The organism is Thiolinea disciformis DSM 14473, assembly GCF_000371925.1.
Taxonomy (GTDB): domain Bacteria; phylum Pseudomonadota; class Gammaproteobacteria; order Thiotrichales; family Thiotrichaceae; genus Thiolinea; species Thiolinea disciformis.
The window spans coordinates 25,018-44,726 of sequence record NZ_AQVE01000016.1 but is presented as its reverse complement, the minus strand read 5'-3'; the positions used below and the strand labels follow the sequence as shown (position 1 = coordinate 44,726).

Sequence of the window (19,709 nt, the reverse complement as noted above, 5' to 3'; positions counted from 1 at the left end):
TAAGCCATGATATTTTAAATGTGCAGTGCAATATTGTTGACATCGTATGCTTGTTTGGCAGGATAGTAGCTTCGAAAAACCCTGCATTTGTTCAGCGCAACTAGGTGAGTGTTGCCAAGCAGAGTATAGTCTTTGCTCTGTCAACTACTGTGCTAGGATCATGGCTGCTGTTATTGCTGTACAAAATTTAAGAAAAATCGTTCCAGCCACCGGCGCTCAAGCCGGTAGCGAATTGGTCATACTGGACGATGTTAATCTCACCATTCAAGCCGGTGATTCGGTCGCAATTACCGGCAGCTCAGGCTCAGGCAAAAGTACTTTATTGGCTTTATTAGCGGGTTTGGATATCCCATCAGCAGGGAAAATCGAGCTATTTGGAGATAGCATTGAAAGCTTAGATGAGGATCAACGCGCGGCAGTACGTTTAGGCAAAGTGGGCTTTGTGTTTCAGTCTTTCCATCTGCTCGATTATTTAACGGCGGCTGAAAATGTCATGTTGCCACTGGAGCTTGGTAATGCCACCGCCAAGGCTCGTAGCATGGCGCTGGATGCTTTAAATCAAGTGGGTTTAGCAGCACGTGCTGAACAATGGGTCAGTAAGTTATCCGGTGGTGAACAACAGCGAGTCGCTTTGGCTCGGGCTTTTGTGACGAAGCCACAACTGCTGTTTGCGGATGAGCCTACCGGTAATTTAGATCGTGCTACTGGTCATGAGGTTGCTGAATTATTATTTCGTTTGCAGCGTGATTACCAAACGACTTTGGTCTTGGTTACACATGACGAAAGTTTAGCGGCTCAATGCCAGCATTGGTACAAGCTGGTGGAGGGTAAGTTGCAAACGGGGAGAGTGAGTCCATGAGTTCCTTTTGGCAAGTGGCTCTAACGCAATGGCAGCGCCGTTGGCGTTTACCAGAAATGCGTTTGCTTTTCCTCGCTTTACTGGTTTCTGCCATGGCAGTTGCTTCAGTGGGGTTTTTTACCAATCGTGTTGATCAAGCGATGCAGCGCCAAGCAAGCCAATTGCTAGGCGGTGATTTAGTACTCAATTCCGCTCGTCCTTTGTCTGAAGAATATGTAGCGCAGGCAGAGACGCTCGGGATTAAGGTAGCACGCACAGTGAAATTGAATAGTATGGTGATGGTGGGCGAACGCCTGCAATTGGCGCAAATTAAGGCTATTTCCGCCAATTATCCGCTCCAAGGGGCAATTGAATTAAGTAATACACTCGGCGTCACGGGAGAAACACTGGAGGCTAATCGCTTAAACTCCGGTGAAGTCTGGGCTGAAGCCCGTTTATTGAATGAGCTACAAATTCAGCCAAATACCGACGTGCAAATAGGCGAAAAAAGCTTTCGCTTAAATTATGTCTTAATTAAAGATCCTGCCGAAGCGGCTAATCCATTTCAGCTTGCTGCCAATGTCTTAATGCCATTGGAAGATTTAGACAGTACACAACTATTATCTCCAGCCAGCCGCGCGGAATATAGCTTGTTATTTGCAGGAAGTCCGAGTGCCATTCGTCAATTTCGCACTAGCATAGCTAATCGTCTGCAACCCACTGAACGCATTCGTTCCTTGGAGGATGGGGCACGACCTGTAAGACAAGCCTTGGAACGAGCAGGACGCTTCTTAGGTTTGGCGGCTTTATTGAGTGTGGTATTGGCAGGCGCTGCTATTGCTTTAGCAGCCGCTAGCTTAATCAAGCATGAAACACGCGCCGTGGCAGTCTTAAAGGCGATCGGTTTACCACGTAAGCGTATTTTGTGGGATTACTTATTGAATGTTTTGGCACTAGCGCTCTTGGCGGGTTGCTTAGGAGCAGTACTGGGATTTGGCCTGCAATTTTTCTTAGCGAATTGGCTTGCGAATATCATTAATTTGGAATTGCCTGCACCCACGTTAGCACCGGCATTAACAGCCATTTTGACCGCAACAATTATGGTAGCAGGCTTTGCAATCCCGTATTTATTAAATCTGGTTAGCCAAGCGCCTGTGCGTATCTTGCAAGGCGATGTCCCTATGAATAATCCTGTAGCGGGTTTGATGGCCTTAAGCATCTTGCCAGCTATTTTTCTATTACTGTGGTTACAGGCGGGTGAATTAGTCTTAGCGGTTTGGTTATTGCTCGGCCTATTAGCAGCGATTCTGATTTTTTGGCTTAGCACTCGCTTGATCTTAACTAGCTTGATCAAGCTGAGCGCCAAACCGCGTTTTAATGGCTTAAGTGTACTGCGTCAGGCGCGTCGTTCAAGTTTATTGGTTGTGGTATTTGCCATGGGCTTATTTGCTTTACTTTTGCTCACTGCATTGCGGACTGATTTAGTGGGGCGTTGGCAAGCCTCTTTGCCCGCCGATGCACCCAATTATTTTATGATTAATATTCAGCCGCAGGAAGTGGAGGCTGTACAAGAATTTTTCAAGCAAAATCAACTCAAAGGCGAGTTGTTTCCGATGATTCGCGGGCGTTTGGTGGAAATAAACGGTAAACCGCTGGATCCCGATCAATTAGGCGCTGAGCGTGCGCAACGTTTGGCGAGACGTGAATTTAATCTTTCTTCTTTTGCTGTATTGCCGAGTAGTAATAAAATTCTGGAAGGCAAATGGTTTGATGCTCAATCACGCTCCGGCTTTTCGATTGAGCAGGAGATTGGCAAGGACTTAGGGTTTGGTTTGGGTGATACCCTTACGTTTGATATTGCAGGCCAGCGCTTCACCGAAAAAATTACCAGTGTACGCTCAGTAAGCTGGGATAGTATGCAACCGAATTTCTTTGTCACCGCAGCTCCCCACGCCTTAGACGATAAACCACGTACTTTTATTACCAGCGTATATGTACCCGCTGCCCAAGCTAAAGCGATTCCTGAATTAATTCGTCGCTATCCTTCGATTACGGCAATTGATACCAGTGCGATTGCCAAACAAGTGCGCAATTTAATTGAGCAAGTGAGTTTTTCCGTACAAGGTATTTTTAGCTTCACCTTAGTCACGGGCATTTTGGTTTTATTGGCTGCTTTGCAATCACAAAAAGCCGAACGGCGGCGTGAGATTGCAGTCTTGAAGTCGTTAGGCGCGGGGCGGCTGGTCTTACGCAAACGTATTATTACGGAATTTGTCCTGCTAGGAGCGATTGCCGGTAGTTTGGCGGGACTGTTTACTGTCTTAACCAGTAATGTAGTGGGCAGTTACTTGTTTGAATTGGAGTGGAATCTGAATCTATGGCTAGTGTTGGCTGGGTTTTTCATAGGGGCTTTATTGGTAGCGAGTGCGGCCTATGGCAATTTACGTGGACTGTTAGGGGTTCCGCCAGCGGTATTATTAAAGAGCTAATCCGATAAACGGTAATCTAACGCAACTGGTCGGCAGAATTCGTACCAACATCCTGTTTTTGCTATCCTCGGGTTAAATATAACAATAAGCCACAAACAGGATTTTTTCGCGATGGAAATCACAGCAGTCTCCCAAGAAGTATCCCCCTATACCATTCCTTTGTCTGAAAATAAGGCTAAGGAATGGATTGACTCGCTGTCAGTAACCGACTTTGGCGAGAGCACTAAACGTATTTTTCACGGCTTAGTAGACTTAAATCGCCGTGCTTTACCTTCTGGTGCAAGGATTCGCATTGGCGAAAAACTAATGCCGAAATTCGATGTATTACTTTCTAATCTACAACGCCATCTTAATCAGCGTTCGTTTCCGCTGCCTGAGCGTAGCCAGCGCATTTTTGATCTGAGCCAAGCTTTATTATTAGAGTTTGCCGGATTATACCAATTAGCCGCTTTGGATATGCTCACCCGCGATGAAGGCGGTAAGCGAGATTTGCAAACCGCTATTTATCGTGTGGTCGATTATTTAGGCCAGTATTTACTAAGTTCCTATTCGGTTTATGCGCGTACAGGCGAGACGATTTGGCATGATATTCATCACATGTACTTACTCGCCAGTGAGCGCGGTTTGGACATGAAAAAGTTTGATGGTGGACGCGAGACCGCAAAGAGTATTGAGGCGCGTTATATTCAAATTAACTTACTCGCTTTATTTAAACCGTATAGTTTGCGCCAAGAAGAAATTGTGCGTATTGCGCGCTATGTCGAAACCGTGACACCTTTGATTCGTATTTCTCAAGAGCCGTTAGTAGATGAGCGGATTGGTGATATTGTGCATTCAGCCTTGCTGAATAATGACGAGCCAGCCGTGATTATGCCGTTCCGTGATTTACCGCATTCGCCCACGGTACGTGTATTTAATATGCGCAAGCTCATTCTACAATTGGATGAGATGATTCAGGAGTTGGCGCAAGATCAATTAGCCGGTTTAGCCATGAAAAATGGCCTGAGCCGCAATCTAATTAAGCGCATGGTATTTAATTTAACGACCGTGCGTAATCGCAGCTCTAATCGTTTTCCAAAGCAAGAAAAATTAGCGGTGGTCATGGGTCTAAATGGCGTGCTAGAAGCATTATCCAAACAGTTTAGAACCAATAGCCCTGATGAGCGTCGTGAAGAGGATCTCTTATTCAATACCATGACCTATGGTGAAGTAAGTTATCTCGTTCAAAGCAGTCCAACCACCACTAAAAGTAATGGTGGTATTGATTTGGAACGTGGGATTTATATTTGGGACATGATTAATAGTAGTGTGGGCGGCTATGGGTTGTTCTGGCCGCACAAAGAACCCTCTAGTGCGCGGGTCGGTGAATTAGTGGGCTTGCGGGATATGTCTTCTGAGGATAATCCTTGGATGGTGGGTGTCATTAAATGGATGGAAAATATTAATAAAAAAGGATTATTTTGTGGTGTTGAGGTGCTATCCAGTAAGTTGATGGAACTTGAAGTTCAAGCGGTAAATAACCGTAAAATTCCACAGCGTTTACCGTTACAAGGATTGATGCTGCCGAGTGTGGAAGGCTTGCGACCTGACCCCGTGATTATTTTACCATCTTATGTATTGCAATCGGGTGATGACCTGACGCTAAAACTACAAGGGCGTCAAGAGCGTGTGTCTTTAGCGGTATTGGATGAATGCTTGGGTTCTTTTGCTCATTTTCGCTTCAAAAAAATTAATGAAAAGCATGGTAAAGAATCGGAAGGTTTCGAGAGTTTGTGGGGAACTTTATAAGATTAATTAATTTGCAGAATAGTTTTTAACCCTTTAACCGCCAAAATCAGCCTGTCAAAAGTCTAATGACGGTAATCGGGAAAAACGGCCTTTATGCTTCTGAAGCTACCAGAACTTGGTATCTTCAGGAGCATGAGCCAGCACCCCGTATCTTGCATTCTTGTACAACCTCGTGAACCGACTAGCCGTGTACTAGAAAGTTCACTACGCCGCGCTGCGCCTCGATTAAGTCTACGTCAAGTCCAGCATATCAACGAACTCGCCAAAAAACTTAATGAGTTGCCTGCCTTATTGCTTTGGAATCGTGCTTTGCCTGATGAACAAGAACATCAATTATTGAGCCTGATTCAGCAGCGTTCCCCTGACACTATTTTAGTAAAAACTTCGACAACTCATTGGGAGCCACTAGAAAAACGCCTGCTCGAAGTGGAGGTATGTACCGTTGCTCTGACCAATGAAAGCTTAGCTGATCAGCAGTTAGATTATTTATTAAATTATGCCAATCTAAAACGTAGTTTTCGCCATAGTAAACAGCTTTTACGGCTTTCTGAGTTGCGTTGTCAGTGGCTAGTCGATCAATCGCGTGAGCCAGTTGCCTTTTTAGTCCAAGGTAAACATGTACATTTGAATGTACCTTATTTGACTTTATTTGGTGCTGAGCATGAAACTGAACTCTTGCACCAGCCCTTTGCTGCTTTAGTACAGCAGGGTGAGTTGGGTATTTTTCAATCGTTATTGAAAAGTGCTGAGCAAAGTATTCAACCCTCCAATAAAGTCTTACTGACACTTTATCAAAAGTCCGGCGAGCCCTTTCGTGCTGAAGTACGTTTTATTCCAGCGGTGTTTCGGCATCAACGTGCGGTACAAGTTTATATTCACCCACTAGACCATCAATTAGACTTAAAAACCCGTTTGGTACGACCAGATTCTGATCCGTGGCAAACGCCGGCAACACTTAATGCGAGTCCTAAAGTTGCAGCGGTGAGTAAGCCTATACTACCTACACAGCCTAGCGCGCCAGTTGCACCTGCTCCAGTCAAGCCCGTCTTAGCTCCACCTAGTCAAGCGGATAAAAAGGGTTTAAGTCTGCACGGGCGTTTCCGTGAGACCCTAACGGTTAGAGCAGGCGAGCCCGCTTTATTATTGGCTGAGCCTTATTTACAAACGGGAACCGGTAAGAAAGTAGCCTATGCTCAGCTTAAACAATATGCCGAGCGGGAAAATAATCGGCGGCGTTTGGATAATTGGACGCTACGTCAGGCAATGGCGCGTGCGATGCTGCCAGCGAAAGCGGGGAATGATGCAAATATTCTGGTCTGGGTTGAGTTAGGCGAGTGGTTCTTGGCTGAACCTAATCATGCAGCTGAATATTTGCGTCATTTACAACAACAACCCTTGTTGGCCATGCGCTTGATTTTATCAGTACGTCTTGATGCTTTTTTAAAATACGAAGGTACTGCCATACGTATTTTGCCATTGCTCAAGAAAGTAGGCTCTCAACTCGCTTTGGAGGCAACACCGGCAATCAGTCAGCCCAGTTTAGAGCGAGCCAAAAAACTTGGAGTGAGCTTTGTCCGTTTAGCTTTGGATAGTGCACAAGTTGCGGCTTGGGCCAAGACTAATGTCAGGGATACCACCTTACAAACCCTTTTAACGCAATTAAATAGCCTTGGCCTGAAAGTTGTGGCCGAAGACTTAGCTGATATAGCCTCGATGAATTGGCTTTGCCAAAGCCCATTGCATTATTTGGCAGGTGGTGTTTTAGATCGTTTTCGGCAGGCTGCTTAAGCCATTTTACCTTTCATCCTTGAAACATCAACGCGTAATCCATAAATTTTGTTTATGTTTTTGAGATGTATAAAAATAACGATTAGTTGAGATTTTCAGCACATAACTGCCGCTGCAACAGGGCTTAATTAACGCAGCTAAATGAAGCGCACACAACATGGTGCTATCGGAATACCTTATTTACCTAGTTTTAGGTTTTTTGTGCAGCGTGTTGCTCGTTGGCTTTGTGTTTTCCTTGAAAACAGCGCTTATTGAAAAATTTTCTTTGGATGAATTTTTGTATAAGTTAGAACTACCACTTGCCGGTGAGATTCCTAGTGTAGATCTTCTAGCGAAGACCACGCCAGCGGCTAACTCTTTTACGATACAGAACGCTTTGGCTGATCAATACCTGACAGTGGCCAAGCGTCTCCCTATCTTTCAGCAAGGTGGCAAACCACAGGTGCTGCTAGTTACTGGTTCGAAAACGGGGGAAGGTTGTTCAACAGTTGCTGCCAATTTGGCGAATAGTTATGCAAAGCTAGGCGCGAAGGTGCTGTTAATCGATGCCAATGCCAGTCGTCCTAGAATTCACTATTTGTTTAATTTACCTAATCAATGGGGGTTGACGCATTATTTGGTAGGGGCTTGCCAATTAGCAAAGGTAACTCAACGCTATAGTACAGAAACCCATGGTTTATATGTTATGAGTGCCGGTGATCCTGCACGCGATGCCTTGCAATTGTTTAGCGGACGTGTAATGCGCCAGTTACTTGAATCAGCGAGACAACATTTCGATGTAACGATTCTGGACTCGCCGTCGGTCAGTGAGGGCGCAGAGGCCTTAGTATTGGCTTCACTAGCCAATGCCACTTTGCTGGTGAGTAGTGTGAAACTATGGCAGCACAAAAATCTAGCGGCAGCCGTGGATCAGTTAGAGCGAGTCACCCCGAATATTGTGGGCGTACTTAAAATGGATGCTAAACAGGGCGCGTTAGAAGATTATTTTGAACAACAACAACGTGAAGCTTTAAAGCGGGTGAATGCGCGTGGTGGTGGTTTAAATCTGTTACGTCGGCACGCGAATTTGCCCAAATTAAAACGTTGATGTTGAAGGTTGTGCTTAAGCAAAAAGCTTAAGCACAACTCAGGACAAGCTCTTAAGGAAGTGTGGTTGTCCCCATGAGGAAGCGATCACATTCCCGTGCGGCTTGGCGGCCTTCATTAATAGCCCAAACTACTAAACTTTGACCACGACGCATATCGCCAGCTGCAAAAACACCATTCAGATTGGTGGTATAACGACCGTAATCTGCTTTTACATTACCGCGTGGATCGATATCCAGTTTAAGATCGTCAATAAGGGTTTTCTCAGGGCCCGTAAAGCCCATCGCCAATAGCACTAAGTCAGCGGCTAATACGCGTTCGCTACCTTCTATTTCAACCAAATTCATACGGCCATCCGCTATTTTTTCCCAGCGTACACCTATGGTATGAATTTCTTTTACCTGACCGTTTTCATCGCCGACAAATTTTTTGGTTGAAACCAAGTAATCGCGTGGGTCAGACCCGAAGATGGCAGCCGCTTCTTCTTGACCATAGTCCATTTTGAAAACCATCGGCCATTCAGGCCAAGGATTCGTTGGCGCACGTTGATCCGGTAAGCGCGGCATGATTTCTAGTTGAGTGACAGTTTTACAGCCATGACGCATGGAGGTGCCGACGCAATCGGTGCCTGTATCGCCGCCGCCAATCACGATGACATGTTTATCTTTAGCAGAGATATAGTTACCGTCAGACAATTTGGAATCTAATAAGCTTTTGGTATTCGCGGTGAGGAATTCCATAGCTAGGTGAATACCTTTTAAGTCACGGCCAGCAACAGGCAAATCACGCCCTTGGGTCGCACCCGCGCATAGTACGACTGCATCGAATTCCTTACGTAATTGTTCAGTAGAGAGCGTTTTACCGATTTCTACACCAGTCACGAATAGTACGCCTTCGTCTTTCATGACTTGAATACGGCGCTCAACGACTTGTTGCTTGTCGAGTTTCATATTCGGAATACCATACATCAATAAGCCACCAACACGGTCAGCACGCTCAAAGACCGTAACATGATGCCCCACTTTATTGAGCTGGTCTGCGCAAGCTAAGCCAGAGGGGCCAGAGCCCACAACCGCAACTTTTTTACCGGTGCGTTCGGCGGGTGGGGTAGCTTTAACCCAACCTTCCTCATAAGCTTTGTCAATAACCGTGACTTCATTAAGCTTAATGGTGACGGGTGGTTCATGAAGTCCCAGTGTGCAAGAGCCTTCACAAGGAGCCGGACAGACCCGACCGGTAAACTCAGGGAAGTTATTGGTCATGCGCAAGCGCTCATAAGCTTCACGCCATAAACCACGATAAATCATATCATTCCATTCAGGAATGAGATTATTCACGGGGCAGCCACTGGCACCACCGGGCAAGATTTTACCGGTTTGACAGAAAGGAATGCCGCATTCCATGCAGCGTGCGCCTTGCCGTTGGCTTTCGGCTTCCGTATGAAAATGTAAGTGGAATTCGTCCCAGTCTTTAATGCGCTCGGCAGGTGATCGGTCTGCTGGCAACTGACGCTGGTATTCGATAAATCCGGTTGGTTTACCCATGTTATAATCTTCCTGTATTAGTTGCCGCTAGCGCGTGTTTCGTCTGCATTGTTCGCTTGGAAGGCCGCCATTAATGCTTCTTCGCCTTTCATACCTTGCGCTTCAAACTTCCTCACGGTGTCGAGCATCCGCTTATAGTCATGTGGCATCACGCGCACAAAATGCTGCACCTGATTTGACCAATCTTGCAGGATTTGGCTGCCACGGGGACTTTCTGTATGCAAGACATGCTTCTCGATCATGCTTTTCACGGTAGCAATATCGTCAGCTTCTTGTAATGCACCATAGGAAACCATTTCGGTATTACCACTCAACGCTAGAATACCTTTCGGGTCATAAACATACGCAACACCCCCCGACATCCCTGCCGCAAAGTTACGTCCCACATCACCTAAGACCACGACACAGCCGCCGGTCATGTATTCACAGCCATGATCGCCGGTTCCTTCTACGACCACATGGACACCCGAGTTACGCACACAAAAACGCTCGCCTGCAATGCCGCGAATATAAGCCTCGCCTTGACTTGCACCAAAGAAAGCAACGTTACCAATGACGATATTTTGCTCGGCAATATATTGGGCTTGGCGGGGAGGATAAACGATGATTTTTCCGCCAGATAAGCCTTTGCCGATATAATCGTTGGAGTCGCCTTCCAGTTCCATGGTCATGCCTTTGGGAATGAAGGCGCCAAAACTTTGACCGGCTGAACCGGTAAATTTCAAGCGAATCGTATCGGGTGGCAAGCCAGCCGCTTGATATTTCTTGGTAATTTCGTGGCCGGTAATTGTACCTGCAACACGGTCAATATTTTTAATGCGGAAGGAAGCTTGAACAGGCGTACCTGCTTCTATCGCGGGTAAGCAGGCCGGTAAAATCTCACGCATATCCAAGGATTCGTCGATATTGTGATTTTGTGAACGACAACAGCGCACACCGTCATTTTCTTCCAGTTCAGGTTGATAGAGAATATTGCTCATATCAATCGAACTGAATTTCCAGTGATCTACCTTTTTGGCATAAAGCTTATCCACACGCCCCACCATTTCATCAATGGTATGGAAGCCAAGCTTCGCCATATATTCCCGCAATTCTTGCGCAATAAAGGTCAATAAATTCACCACATATTGGGGATCACCCGTATATTTTTTGCGTAACTCAGGGTTTTGCGTTGCAATGCCTACTGGGCAGGTGTCCAAATGGCATACGCGCATCATCACACAACCCAAGGCTACCAATGGCATAGTTGCAAAGCCGTATTCCTCCGCACCCAATAAGGCGGCGACGGCAACATCACGACCCGTCATTAATTTACCGTCAGTTTCAACGCGCACACGGCTACGCAGATTGTTGAGCAGTAAAGTTTGGTGGGTTTCGGCCAAACCCAATTCCCAAGGCAAGCCAGCATGTTGCACACTGGTCTTGGGTGATGCACCAGTACCACCATCATAGCCAGAGACTAATACAACATCAGCCTTACCTTTTGCGACACCTGCTGCTATTGTTCCAACGCCTGCACCAGAAACTAATTTGACGTTAATGCGTGCGTGACGGTTAGCATTTTTCAAGTCATAAATCAGTTGGGATAAGTCTTCAATCGAATAAATATCATGATGCGGTGGGGGCGAAATCAATCCAACACCGGGCGTTGTACCGCGAGTTTTGGCAATATAAGGGTAAACTTTTTTCCCCGGCAATTGACCGCCTTCACCGGGCTTTGCACCTTGCGCCAATTTAATTTGCAGTTCTTGCGCATTGGTTAAGTAATGGCTATTTACACCAAAACGACCCGAAGCCACTTGTTTAATTGCGCTACAACGGGAGTCACCATTAGCCTCAGGAATATAACGCGCTGGATCTTCGCCGCCCTCACCTGAGTTTGATTTGCCGCCAATGCGATTCATTGCTATAGCTAAAGCTTCGTGCGCTTCAGGGCTAATAGAGCCTAAAGACATTGCACCACTTTTGAAGCGTTTGAAAATGCTTTCCACCGATTCTACTTCTTCGAGCGGCACGGGCTGTTCGGCGTAATGGAAATCTAATAAGTTACGCAGATTGAATTTTACTTCGGGATCATCAATCAGCAAAGAAGTGTATTGCTTGAATAGTGCGTAATCATTGGTGCGCACGGATTTTTGCAGCATATAAATCGTTTGCGGATTGTATTGATGGGCTTCTTCACCGCTACGCCATTGGAAAGCACCGCCGGAAGGCAAGGTACGCATTTCACTGTCATGGTGCGCGTATGCACGGCTATGGCGCATCAAGGTTTCTTTGGCGATCAGATCTAAATCGATCCCGCCGATACGTGAAGCAGTAGCAGTAAAATAGCGATCAACCACTTTAGGGTGGATACCCAAGGCTTCGAAAATTTGCGCCCCACGATACGATTGAACCGTTGAGATACCGATCTTCGACATGACTTTTATCACGCCCTTGGTTACGGCTTTGATGTACTTATAAACCGCCGTTTCATGGTCGGTACCTGTCATTAAGCCTTCACGAATCAAGTCATCAATCGATTCAAACGCGGTATAAGGATTAATGGCTTGTGCACCATAACCGAGCAGCGTAGAAAAATGGTGTACTTCGCGCGGTTCGCCCGATTCCAGAATTAAGGCCACCCGCGTGCGTTTACCATCGCGAATTAAATGGTGATGTAAGCCAGCAACCGCTAATAAAGAGGGAATAGGTGCATATTCTTTATCGACACCACGATCCGATAAAACGATGAGATTGGCGCCACCATCAATAGCAGCATCTGCGGCGGCAAATAAGTCATCTAAAGCCTGTTCCAAACTACCTTTTTCTTCAGACGCTTTAAAGAGAATAGGCAAGGTGACACATTTAAAACCTTGTCGCTTCACATTTTGTAATTTTGCTAGCTCACTATTATCCAAGATCGGTGTTTCGAGCAAAATTTGGCGGCAACTTTCAGCATTGGGCTGGGTAATATCGCCTTCTGAACCTAAGGTAGTGAGCGCGGAAGTGACTATTTCTTCGCGAATCGCATCTAAAGGTGGATTAGTGACCTGTGCAAACAATTGTTTGAAATAATTGAATAAAGGTTGTGGTTTGTCTGACAGAACCGCAATGGGTGAATCAATGCCCATCGCACCTAAAGGATCAATGCCATCTTGAGCCATTGGTACAATAATTTTACGAATATCTTCGTAGGTATAACCAAAGGCTTTCTGACGCTGAATTAAGGTGTCATGGTCTGGCACGGGCACTTCAGGGGCTTCAGGCAAATCCTCTAAACGCACCAAATACTGATCTAACCAGTCTTGATAGGGCTTGGCAGTAGCGATTTGTTGCTTAATTTCTTCGTCAGAAATAATCCGGCCTTGTGCAGTATCAACGACTAACATCCGCCCCGGTTGTAAGCGTTGCTTAGAAATGACTTTTTCGTCTGGTAAGCTATCTAACACCCCTACTTCTGAAGCCAAAATGATCATGTCATCATTGGTTAGATAATAACGCGAAGGACGTAAACCATTACGATCGAGCGTTGCACCCACCAAGGTGCCATCCGTAAAACCTAACGCCGCAGGGCCATCCCAAGGTTCCATTAAACAACTATGATATTCATAGAAGGCACGTTTTGCTGGATCCATATTCTCGTGTTTTGCCCAAGGTTCTGGAACCATCATCATCATGGCGTGGGGCAGGGAATAACCGGATAAATATAAGAATTCCAAGGTGTTATCCATGCGCGCGGAGTCGCTACCATCTGGACGTACAATCGGAAATAAGTTTTTGGGATCTGTACCGAATACCGGCGTTTTGATCATTGCTTCGCGTGCATTCATCCAGTTTTGGTTGCCGCGCATGGTATTAATTTCACCATTATGAATCATATAGCGATTCGGGTGAGCGCGCTCCCAGCTGGGGAAGGTATTGGTAGAGAAACGTGAGTGAATTAAAGCAATCGCAGACTCCATATCAGGATCGCTTAAGTCAGGATAAAATTCTTGCACTTGTTCCGTAGTCAACATGCCTTTGTAGATCAAAGTGCGCGTTGATAAACTGGCTAAGTACATATAACCCGGATTATCTTTGCGATAGAGCACATCAGTCGCTGTACGTTTACGAATGACATAAAGCTTACGTTCAAAATCAAGGCCGGGTTTTACGTCATCGGAGCGCTGAATAAAGACCATGCGCATCACCGGCATAGTTTTCAAAGCACCCTTGCCTAAGGATTTTGGATTAGTGGGGACATCACGCCAGCCCAATAATTGTTGGCCTTCAGCTTTAATATTGCGCTCAAATAGGGCTACCGCATCGGCACGCACCGCATCATCTTGCGATAAATAAGCGAAGCCAACCGCATAATCCCCTGGTTCAGGTAGAGTAATGCCGATTTTGCTACACTCTTTTTTCAGAAAGCGATGGGGTACTTGAATCATAATACCCGCGCCATCGCCGGTATTCACTTCCGCACCTTGAGCTCCTCGGTGCTCCATATGATTCAGTACCGTTAAGGCTTGCTGAACGATTTGGGCGGACTTGACACCTTTTAAATGGGCCACAAAACCCATACCACAGGCATCATGTTCAAAAGCAGGGTCATACAAGCCCTGTGCTGGAGGAGTAAGGTCAGTGTGTTTCATCGGATCCTTCAGGCAACGAATTGGTTGCGATCATGCAAAAAACAAATAGGAGAAATGGCCGGTTAAAAGTGTGATAGCGTGACACAACTTTGGTTAGCGGCGGGCAACTCCAAGCAAATGTTTGGGTATTCTAATAAAATTGTTCCTTTTAAGTAAAAATTTTTGCAGCACAGCATGGCAGGACGTATTCCTAAAGACTTTATTGATCAGTTGATGACTCGCATTGACATTGTCGAGGTCATCCAAGCACGCGTGCCTTTGAAAAAGGCAGGGCGTGAGTATACTGCCTGCTGTCCATTTCATAACGAAAAGTCCCCATCCTTTACGGTCAGCCCAACTAAACAATTCTATCATTGTTTTGGTTGTGGTGCGCATGGTACAGCCATTAGTTTTCTAATGGACTATGAGCATATGGAATATGCAGAAGCTATTGAGGCGTTGGCTGCTGCATTGAGCCTTGAAGTACCTCGAGAGCAAGATGCAAAATCTATGCCCGCCAAAGTAAAACGCCATCAAGATGATTTATTCAGCTTAATGAGCCAAGCGCGTCAATTTTTTGTAGAACAACTGACTAAAGCGCCTCATGCTCAACACTATATCCAACAGCGGGGTCTGAATCCTGAGGTCGTCGCGCAATACCAAGTGGGTTTTGCTCCAGACCAGTTTAATGCCTTAGGTGTGCAATTTGGTCAAACTTTCGGCCAAGCAAAATTATTGGCAAGTGGTCTACAAGTCCGTAACGAAGCAGCTCAAGTCTATGACCGTTTTCGTGGCCGTTTAATGTTTCCCATTCGGAATCGAAAAGGCCAAGTGATTGGTTTTGGGGGGCGAGTGTTGGGGGATGGCAAGCCAAAATACCTGAATTCACCCGAAACGGAGTTATTTCACAAAGGCTCAGAACTGTATGGCCTATACGAAGCACGCCAATATACACGCAATCTAGAACGTCTCATTGTGGTTGAGGGGTATATGGATGTGATTGCCTTAGCGCAATTTGGCATCACCTATGCTGTAGCGACCTTGGGTACAGCCACGACCAGCGATCACATTAAAATCTTATTCCGTTTAGTGCCAGAAATTGTGTTTTGTTTTGATGGCGATAAAGCGGGCAGGAATGCTGCGTGGAAGGCTTTAGAAACCTTATTGCCGCATTTGAATGATGGGCGCGAAGTCCGTTTTTTATTTTTACCTACCGGCGAAGATCCAGATACCCAAGTCCGAAAAGTCGGAACGGAGGCTTTTGAAGCGAGCATTAAAGCAGCACTACCTTTGACCAAGTTTTTTACCTTGGGTTTAAAGGAAAACTTAAGTTTATCGCCAGAGTCTGCGCTTACTACGGCTGAAGAGAATGTGCGTTTTAACCAAGAGGCTGATCGTTTATTGGCTTTAATGCCCGCTAGCAAATTGAAAACTTTACTGGTGGCGCAGAATCAGGGCATGTTTCGGGTTTTGGTTGAGGACGAGGCGAGCAAGCAGAAAAAGAATAAGTTTTTTAAGGATAAAGATGATAAGGCCAAGAGTGCGCCTAAAGCTACCAGCCATGAAGTTAAAAAAACGCCGGTACGTTATGCGATTGCTTTGTTGCTGCACGATCCCACCTTGACGCTATGGATTGAAAATCCTGAACGCTTAGTGGAGTGGGATATTCGTGGGGTGGATTTATTGCTGAAAGTCGTTGAAACGATTGAGGAAAACCCCCAAATCCATAGTGCGGGTTTACTGGAGCGTTTTCGTGGCACACGTTATGAAGCCGCTTTAATGAAATTAATGGCATGGCAGCCCGTGCAAGCAGAGCAGGGTATTTTGCAGCGCGAATTTCAAGATTGTTTACGCCAAATCGCCAAACAAGCGCGTCAAAAAGCGATCGATGATTTACTGCATAAAGAGCAATTGCAGGGTTTAAGTGAGCAGGAAAAGCAGGATTTATTATCTTTATTGAGTTATAAGTGACGGATCACACACCCATAGTTTAATCGGTTCACTAGGATGCTGTGCTAAGTCTAAGCAGGCTTGCTGTTGTGGGCAAAGTTTCCAAGCTGACGGCGTTGTGCCTGATGCCGCGAGTATTAATTCAGTTTGGGCGGGAAGCTGTGGTTGCCATTCCCACCAGCCATTTTTTAGTTGAGCATTTTCCCCTGGTTCCATTCCTGCGCCTGAACCTTTAACACGCGCATTGATCAGTCTTAAGCTGTGATTTTCAACGTGCCAGTCCTCTTGCCATTCGATTTTTTCTACTGAATGTGTCCACGACAAACTAAAGAATGTGCTGGCAAGCACCAAGGTTTTGCCAGCACTAACAATACACAAACTCATAAAATACACGCGCTCATAGAGCCGCTTTCGCTTGGCGCGATTTGAACCATAGCCATGCCACAAAAGCAGCACTGAGGGCAAAGCCAATTTCGTCCGTTAAGGGAATGGCTGCAATGAGGCTAAAGGCTGCAAGCATAGCCCAGCAACGCTCCCACACCGTAAGAGGAGCATTGATATAGCCAATCACCGCCGCACCCCATAAACCAATGGCTATGATGGCTTTTAAGGTAATATAGATCACGCCTAACACCGTAGCATTTTGTAGCATTAAGGCGGGTGTATAAACGGCCATAAAGGGAATGACGAAACCTGCTGCTGCGATTTTTATGGCTTCCAGCGAGATTTTTAAGCCACTTTCCTTGGCAATCGGTGCGGCAGCAAAGCAAGCTAGGGCAACTGGAGGAGTTAGGTCGGCCAAAATGCCGAAATAAAAGACAAACATATGGCTAACGATTAAAGGTACACCTAATTCTAAGAGGGCAGGCCCTGCAATCGAGGAGGTAATAATGTAGTTCGGAATAGTGGGAATACCCATGCCGAGCACAATGCAAGTAAGCATGGTCAAAATCAGCGATAACAGTAAACTTGTGTCGCCTACTGAAACAATGAATTGCCCGAAGGTATTCGCAGCCCCCGTTAGGGTCATGGTGCCAATAACAATGCCTACAATGGCGCAGGCAATACCCACTGGTAAAGCTGTCTTAGCGCCTTCTGCCAGTGAGTCAACGCAATCTTTGAGCGTGGCGCGTCCTCCTTTGACGAAGAAATTCCAGATTACTAATAAGACCAGTGCTACCAAGATGACCTTAATGCCATATTTAAATGAAGCGCCAGCGATTAAACCTAAGCCAATCCAGAATAGAAGGCGAATGGTCGTAGAGGGTAAGCCTAGCGCCACCGAGCCGCCGAGAATCAGTAAGACGGTCAGGGCGAGGCCGACCGTGCCGGCAAATAAGGGGGTATAGCCAGAAAATAACAGGTAGATCAAACCTAATAGGGGTAAGAGCAAATACCATTGGCTGCTAATTGCCTGCCATGCCGACGGTAGTTCCGATTTATTTAAGCCCACTAAGCCATTTTTTCCAGCTTCCAGATGGACCATCCAGAAGGCTGAAGCAAAGTATAAAATGGCAGGAGTCAGTGCAGCCTTTACAATTTCGTGATATTCCACCCCTAAGGTTTCCGCCATAATAAAAGCAACAGCCCCCATAACCGGCGGCATGATTTGTCCACCCATGGAGGCAGTCGCTTCTACACCGCCCGCAAATGCTGCGCGATAACCAAATTTTTTCATCAAGGGAATGGTGAATTGGCCGGTGGTAACTACATTGGCTACGCCCGAACCAGAAATCATCCCCATGAGGCCGGAGGAGATAACCGAAACTTTAGCGGCACCGCCACGTTTTCCTCCCACTAAGCCCATGGACACATCGTTAAAGAGTTGGATCATGCCAGCGCGTTCAAGGAAAGAGCCGAATAAGATAAATAGAAAAATATACGAGGAAGAAACAAAAATCGGGATACCATAAATCCCTTCTGTACCAAAACCCATATGCTCGATAACTTGGGCGAAATCATAGCCCCGATGATTTAAGGGCGATGGCAGATATTCTCCCAACAAGCAATACGCTAAAAATGTACCTGCAATAATGGGCAAAGCAGCGCCCATAGCATACCAAGCGGCAAGGAAGACCAGCATCAGTGATAGCACACCCACCACAATATCGCGCGGTAAAGGATCACCTGCACGTTGCAGTAAGGCGTTGTATTCAAACCAATGATAAAAGGCTAAGCCGACAGCCAAAATTCCTAAACCCCATGCTAGATAGCGCACGGTTTGGGAGTTAGTGCGGGTTTCAGCTAGTAAAGGAAAGGCGAGTAATAGTAAAAAGGCGAGGTGTACCACACGCACGATTTGGCTAGGAAAATCAATAAGGTGGGCAGCGGTCAGTAATTGAAAGCTTGAGAAGGCTACGGCAATGCCAAAAAGCCAACGCCCCGCTGCGTTACTCGGAAAACTGACTTCTAGTGCATCATGGGGTACTGCTGCGGTCACGGGAGAAGATGTTTGCATAAATGACATCCCTTAAAATAAGGCTAAAGCCCTTGCAGATGCGATGAAATGCAAGGGCATCTGTAGATCACTTATTTTATTAAGCCTTTTTCCTTAAAAAACTTTTCAGCGCCTGGATGTAAAGGAATGGGCATACCTTCTAAGGCTTTTTCGAGCTTAATATCTTTGGCTGCTTGATGAGCGGCTTCCATGGCAGGCAAATTATCAAACATCAGTTTTGTCATTTGATAAACCGTCTCTTCCGGTACATCAGCATGGGTCACTAAGAAGTTAATGACGGCTGCGGTGGGCACATCCTTGTCTTGACCTTGATAAGTGCCCGCTGGAATAGTCGTAGCAATATAAGGCGTACCCAGTTTAGTGATAATATCAGCGGGGATAGAAACAACCGTAATGGCTTGGGAAGTTGATAAATCTTTTAGCGAAGCAACGCCGAGACCGGCTGACTGTAAGGTGGAATCGAGTTGGCGATTTTTCATGAGTTCCACGGACTCGGCAAAAGGCAGATACTCGGTTTTACCCAAATCGCTATAACTCATACCAGCCGCTGCAAAAATAGCGCGTGCGTTTAATTCCGTCCCCGATTTGGCTGCACCTACCGATAAGCTTTTGCCTTTTAAATCGCTGAGTGCATTAATCCCTGCTTCCTTAGAGGCCACAATTTGAATGTAATTGGGATAGATCGCCGCAATCCCGCGTAATTTATCTAATTTGCCTTTAAAACCCGCATCGGTATTGCCTTCCCATGCCATTTTAACGGAATCACCCAAGGCTAAAGCAACTTCACCTTTGCCTTGTTGCAAAAGATTCAGGTTTTCAACCGATGCCTTGGTGGCTTGGACTTGGGTGCGAACATCTTTAATGTTTTCGCCATAGATTTTGGATAAGGCAACACCCAAGGGATAATAAACGCCTGAAGTACCGCCGGTTAGGATATTGATAAATTGTTCTGCTTGCGCCGTAACACTGGCAGTGGCTAGGGTTAGCGCCACGCTGCTAGCGAGTAAGTTGCGACGTAAGTTGCGTAGATAGGCCATTTCATTCTCCTCTAATGATGACTGATTTGATGGCTACCATAACAAAAATAATGGAAATCTGTTAGGCGAATTCATCAAACAGCCAGTTTTCTAACCATACTATTTTGAATAAACACAGCTAAGCTCAGAAGAACTT

General features: G+C 46.0%; 11 protein-coding genes. 6 read left to right on the top strand and 5 right to left on the bottom strand.

Annotation, left to right across the window (positions count from 1 at the left end; all coding sequences use genetic code 11):
* Positions 1-160 precede the first annotated feature (160 nt).
* The 5 genes from A3IE_RS0112520 to A3IE_RS0112495 all read left to right on the top strand — a co-directional run bounded on the left by A3IE_RS0112520 (position 161) and on the right by A3IE_RS0112495 (position 7,990).
* Positions 161-859 (top strand): ABC transporter ATP-binding protein, encoded by a 699-nt coding sequence (locus A3IE_RS0112520; protein WP_020395963.1) that lies wholly within the window; start codon positions 161-163, stop codon positions 857-859.
* Entirely contained in the window at positions 856-3,327 is a 2,472-nt protein-coding gene (locus tag A3IE_RS0112515; RefSeq protein WP_020395962.1) for an ABC transporter permease, read from the top strand. The genes A3IE_RS0112520 and A3IE_RS0112515 overlap by 4 nt, the downstream gene beginning before the upstream one ends.
* Positions 3,328-3,438: 111 nt before the next feature.
* Positions 3,439-5,115 (top strand): hypothetical protein, encoded by a 1,677-nt coding sequence (locus A3IE_RS0112510; protein WP_020395961.1) that lies wholly within the window; start codon positions 3,439-3,441, stop codon positions 5,113-5,115.
* A gap of 132 nt (positions 5,116-5,247) precedes the next feature.
* Positions 5,248-6,903: an EAL domain-containing protein gene (locus tag A3IE_RS0112505; protein ID WP_020395960.1), complete on the top strand. Its 1,656-nt coding sequence runs from the start codon at positions 5,248-5,250 to the stop codon at positions 6,901-6,903.
* A 277-nt stretch (positions 6,904-7,180) separates the two neighbouring features.
* Positions 7,181-7,990: a tyrosine-protein kinase family protein gene (locus A3IE_RS0112495; protein WP_157832872.1), complete on the top strand. Its 810-nt coding sequence runs from the start codon at positions 7,181-7,183 to the stop codon at positions 7,988-7,990.
* A gap of 52 nt (positions 7,991-8,042) precedes the next feature.
* On the opposite strand, the gene A3IE_RS0112490 is transcribed toward A3IE_RS0112495, so the two are convergent.
* Together A3IE_RS0112490 and gltB are read right to left on the bottom strand one after the other, a co-directional pair.
* Positions 8,043-9,533, bottom strand: a complete 1,491-nt coding sequence (locus A3IE_RS0112490) for a glutamate synthase subunit beta (RefSeq protein ID WP_020395957.1) — start codon at positions 9,531-9,533, stop codon at positions 8,043-8,045.
* A gap of 17 nt (positions 9,534-9,550) precedes the next feature.
* A complete protein-coding gene (gltB, locus tag A3IE_RS0112485; RefSeq protein WP_020395956.1) occupies positions 9,551-14,149 on the bottom strand; it encodes a glutamate synthase large subunit in 4,599 nt (1,532 codons plus the stop codon).
* Between the two features lie 174 nt (positions 14,150-14,323).
* On the opposite strand from gltB, the gene dnaG reads away from it, so the two are divergent.
* Entirely contained in the window at positions 14,324-16,099 is a 1,776-nt protein-coding gene (gene dnaG, locus A3IE_RS0112480; RefSeq protein ID WP_020395955.1) for a DNA primase, read from the top strand.
* On the opposite strand, the gene A3IE_RS0112475 is transcribed toward dnaG, so the two are convergent.
* The 3 genes from A3IE_RS0112475 to A3IE_RS0112465 form a co-directional block, all read right to left on the bottom strand.
* Positions 16,082-16,462, bottom strand: coding sequence for a DUF1850 domain-containing protein (locus A3IE_RS0112475; protein WP_020395954.1), 381 nt, complete (start codon positions 16,460-16,462; stop codon positions 16,082-16,084). The genes dnaG and A3IE_RS0112475 overlap by 18 nt on opposite strands.
* 13 nt (positions 16,463-16,475) lie before the next feature.
* Entirely contained in the window at positions 16,476-18,536 is a 2,061-nt protein-coding gene (locus A3IE_RS0112470; RefSeq protein WP_020395953.1) for a TRAP transporter permease, read from the bottom strand.
* A gap of 71 nt (positions 18,537-18,607) precedes the next feature.
* A complete protein-coding gene (locus A3IE_RS0112465) occupies positions 18,608-19,573 on the bottom strand; it encodes a TAXI family TRAP transporter solute-binding subunit (protein WP_020395952.1) in 966 nt (321 codons plus the stop codon).
* Positions 19,574-19,709: the final 136 nt, after the last annotated feature.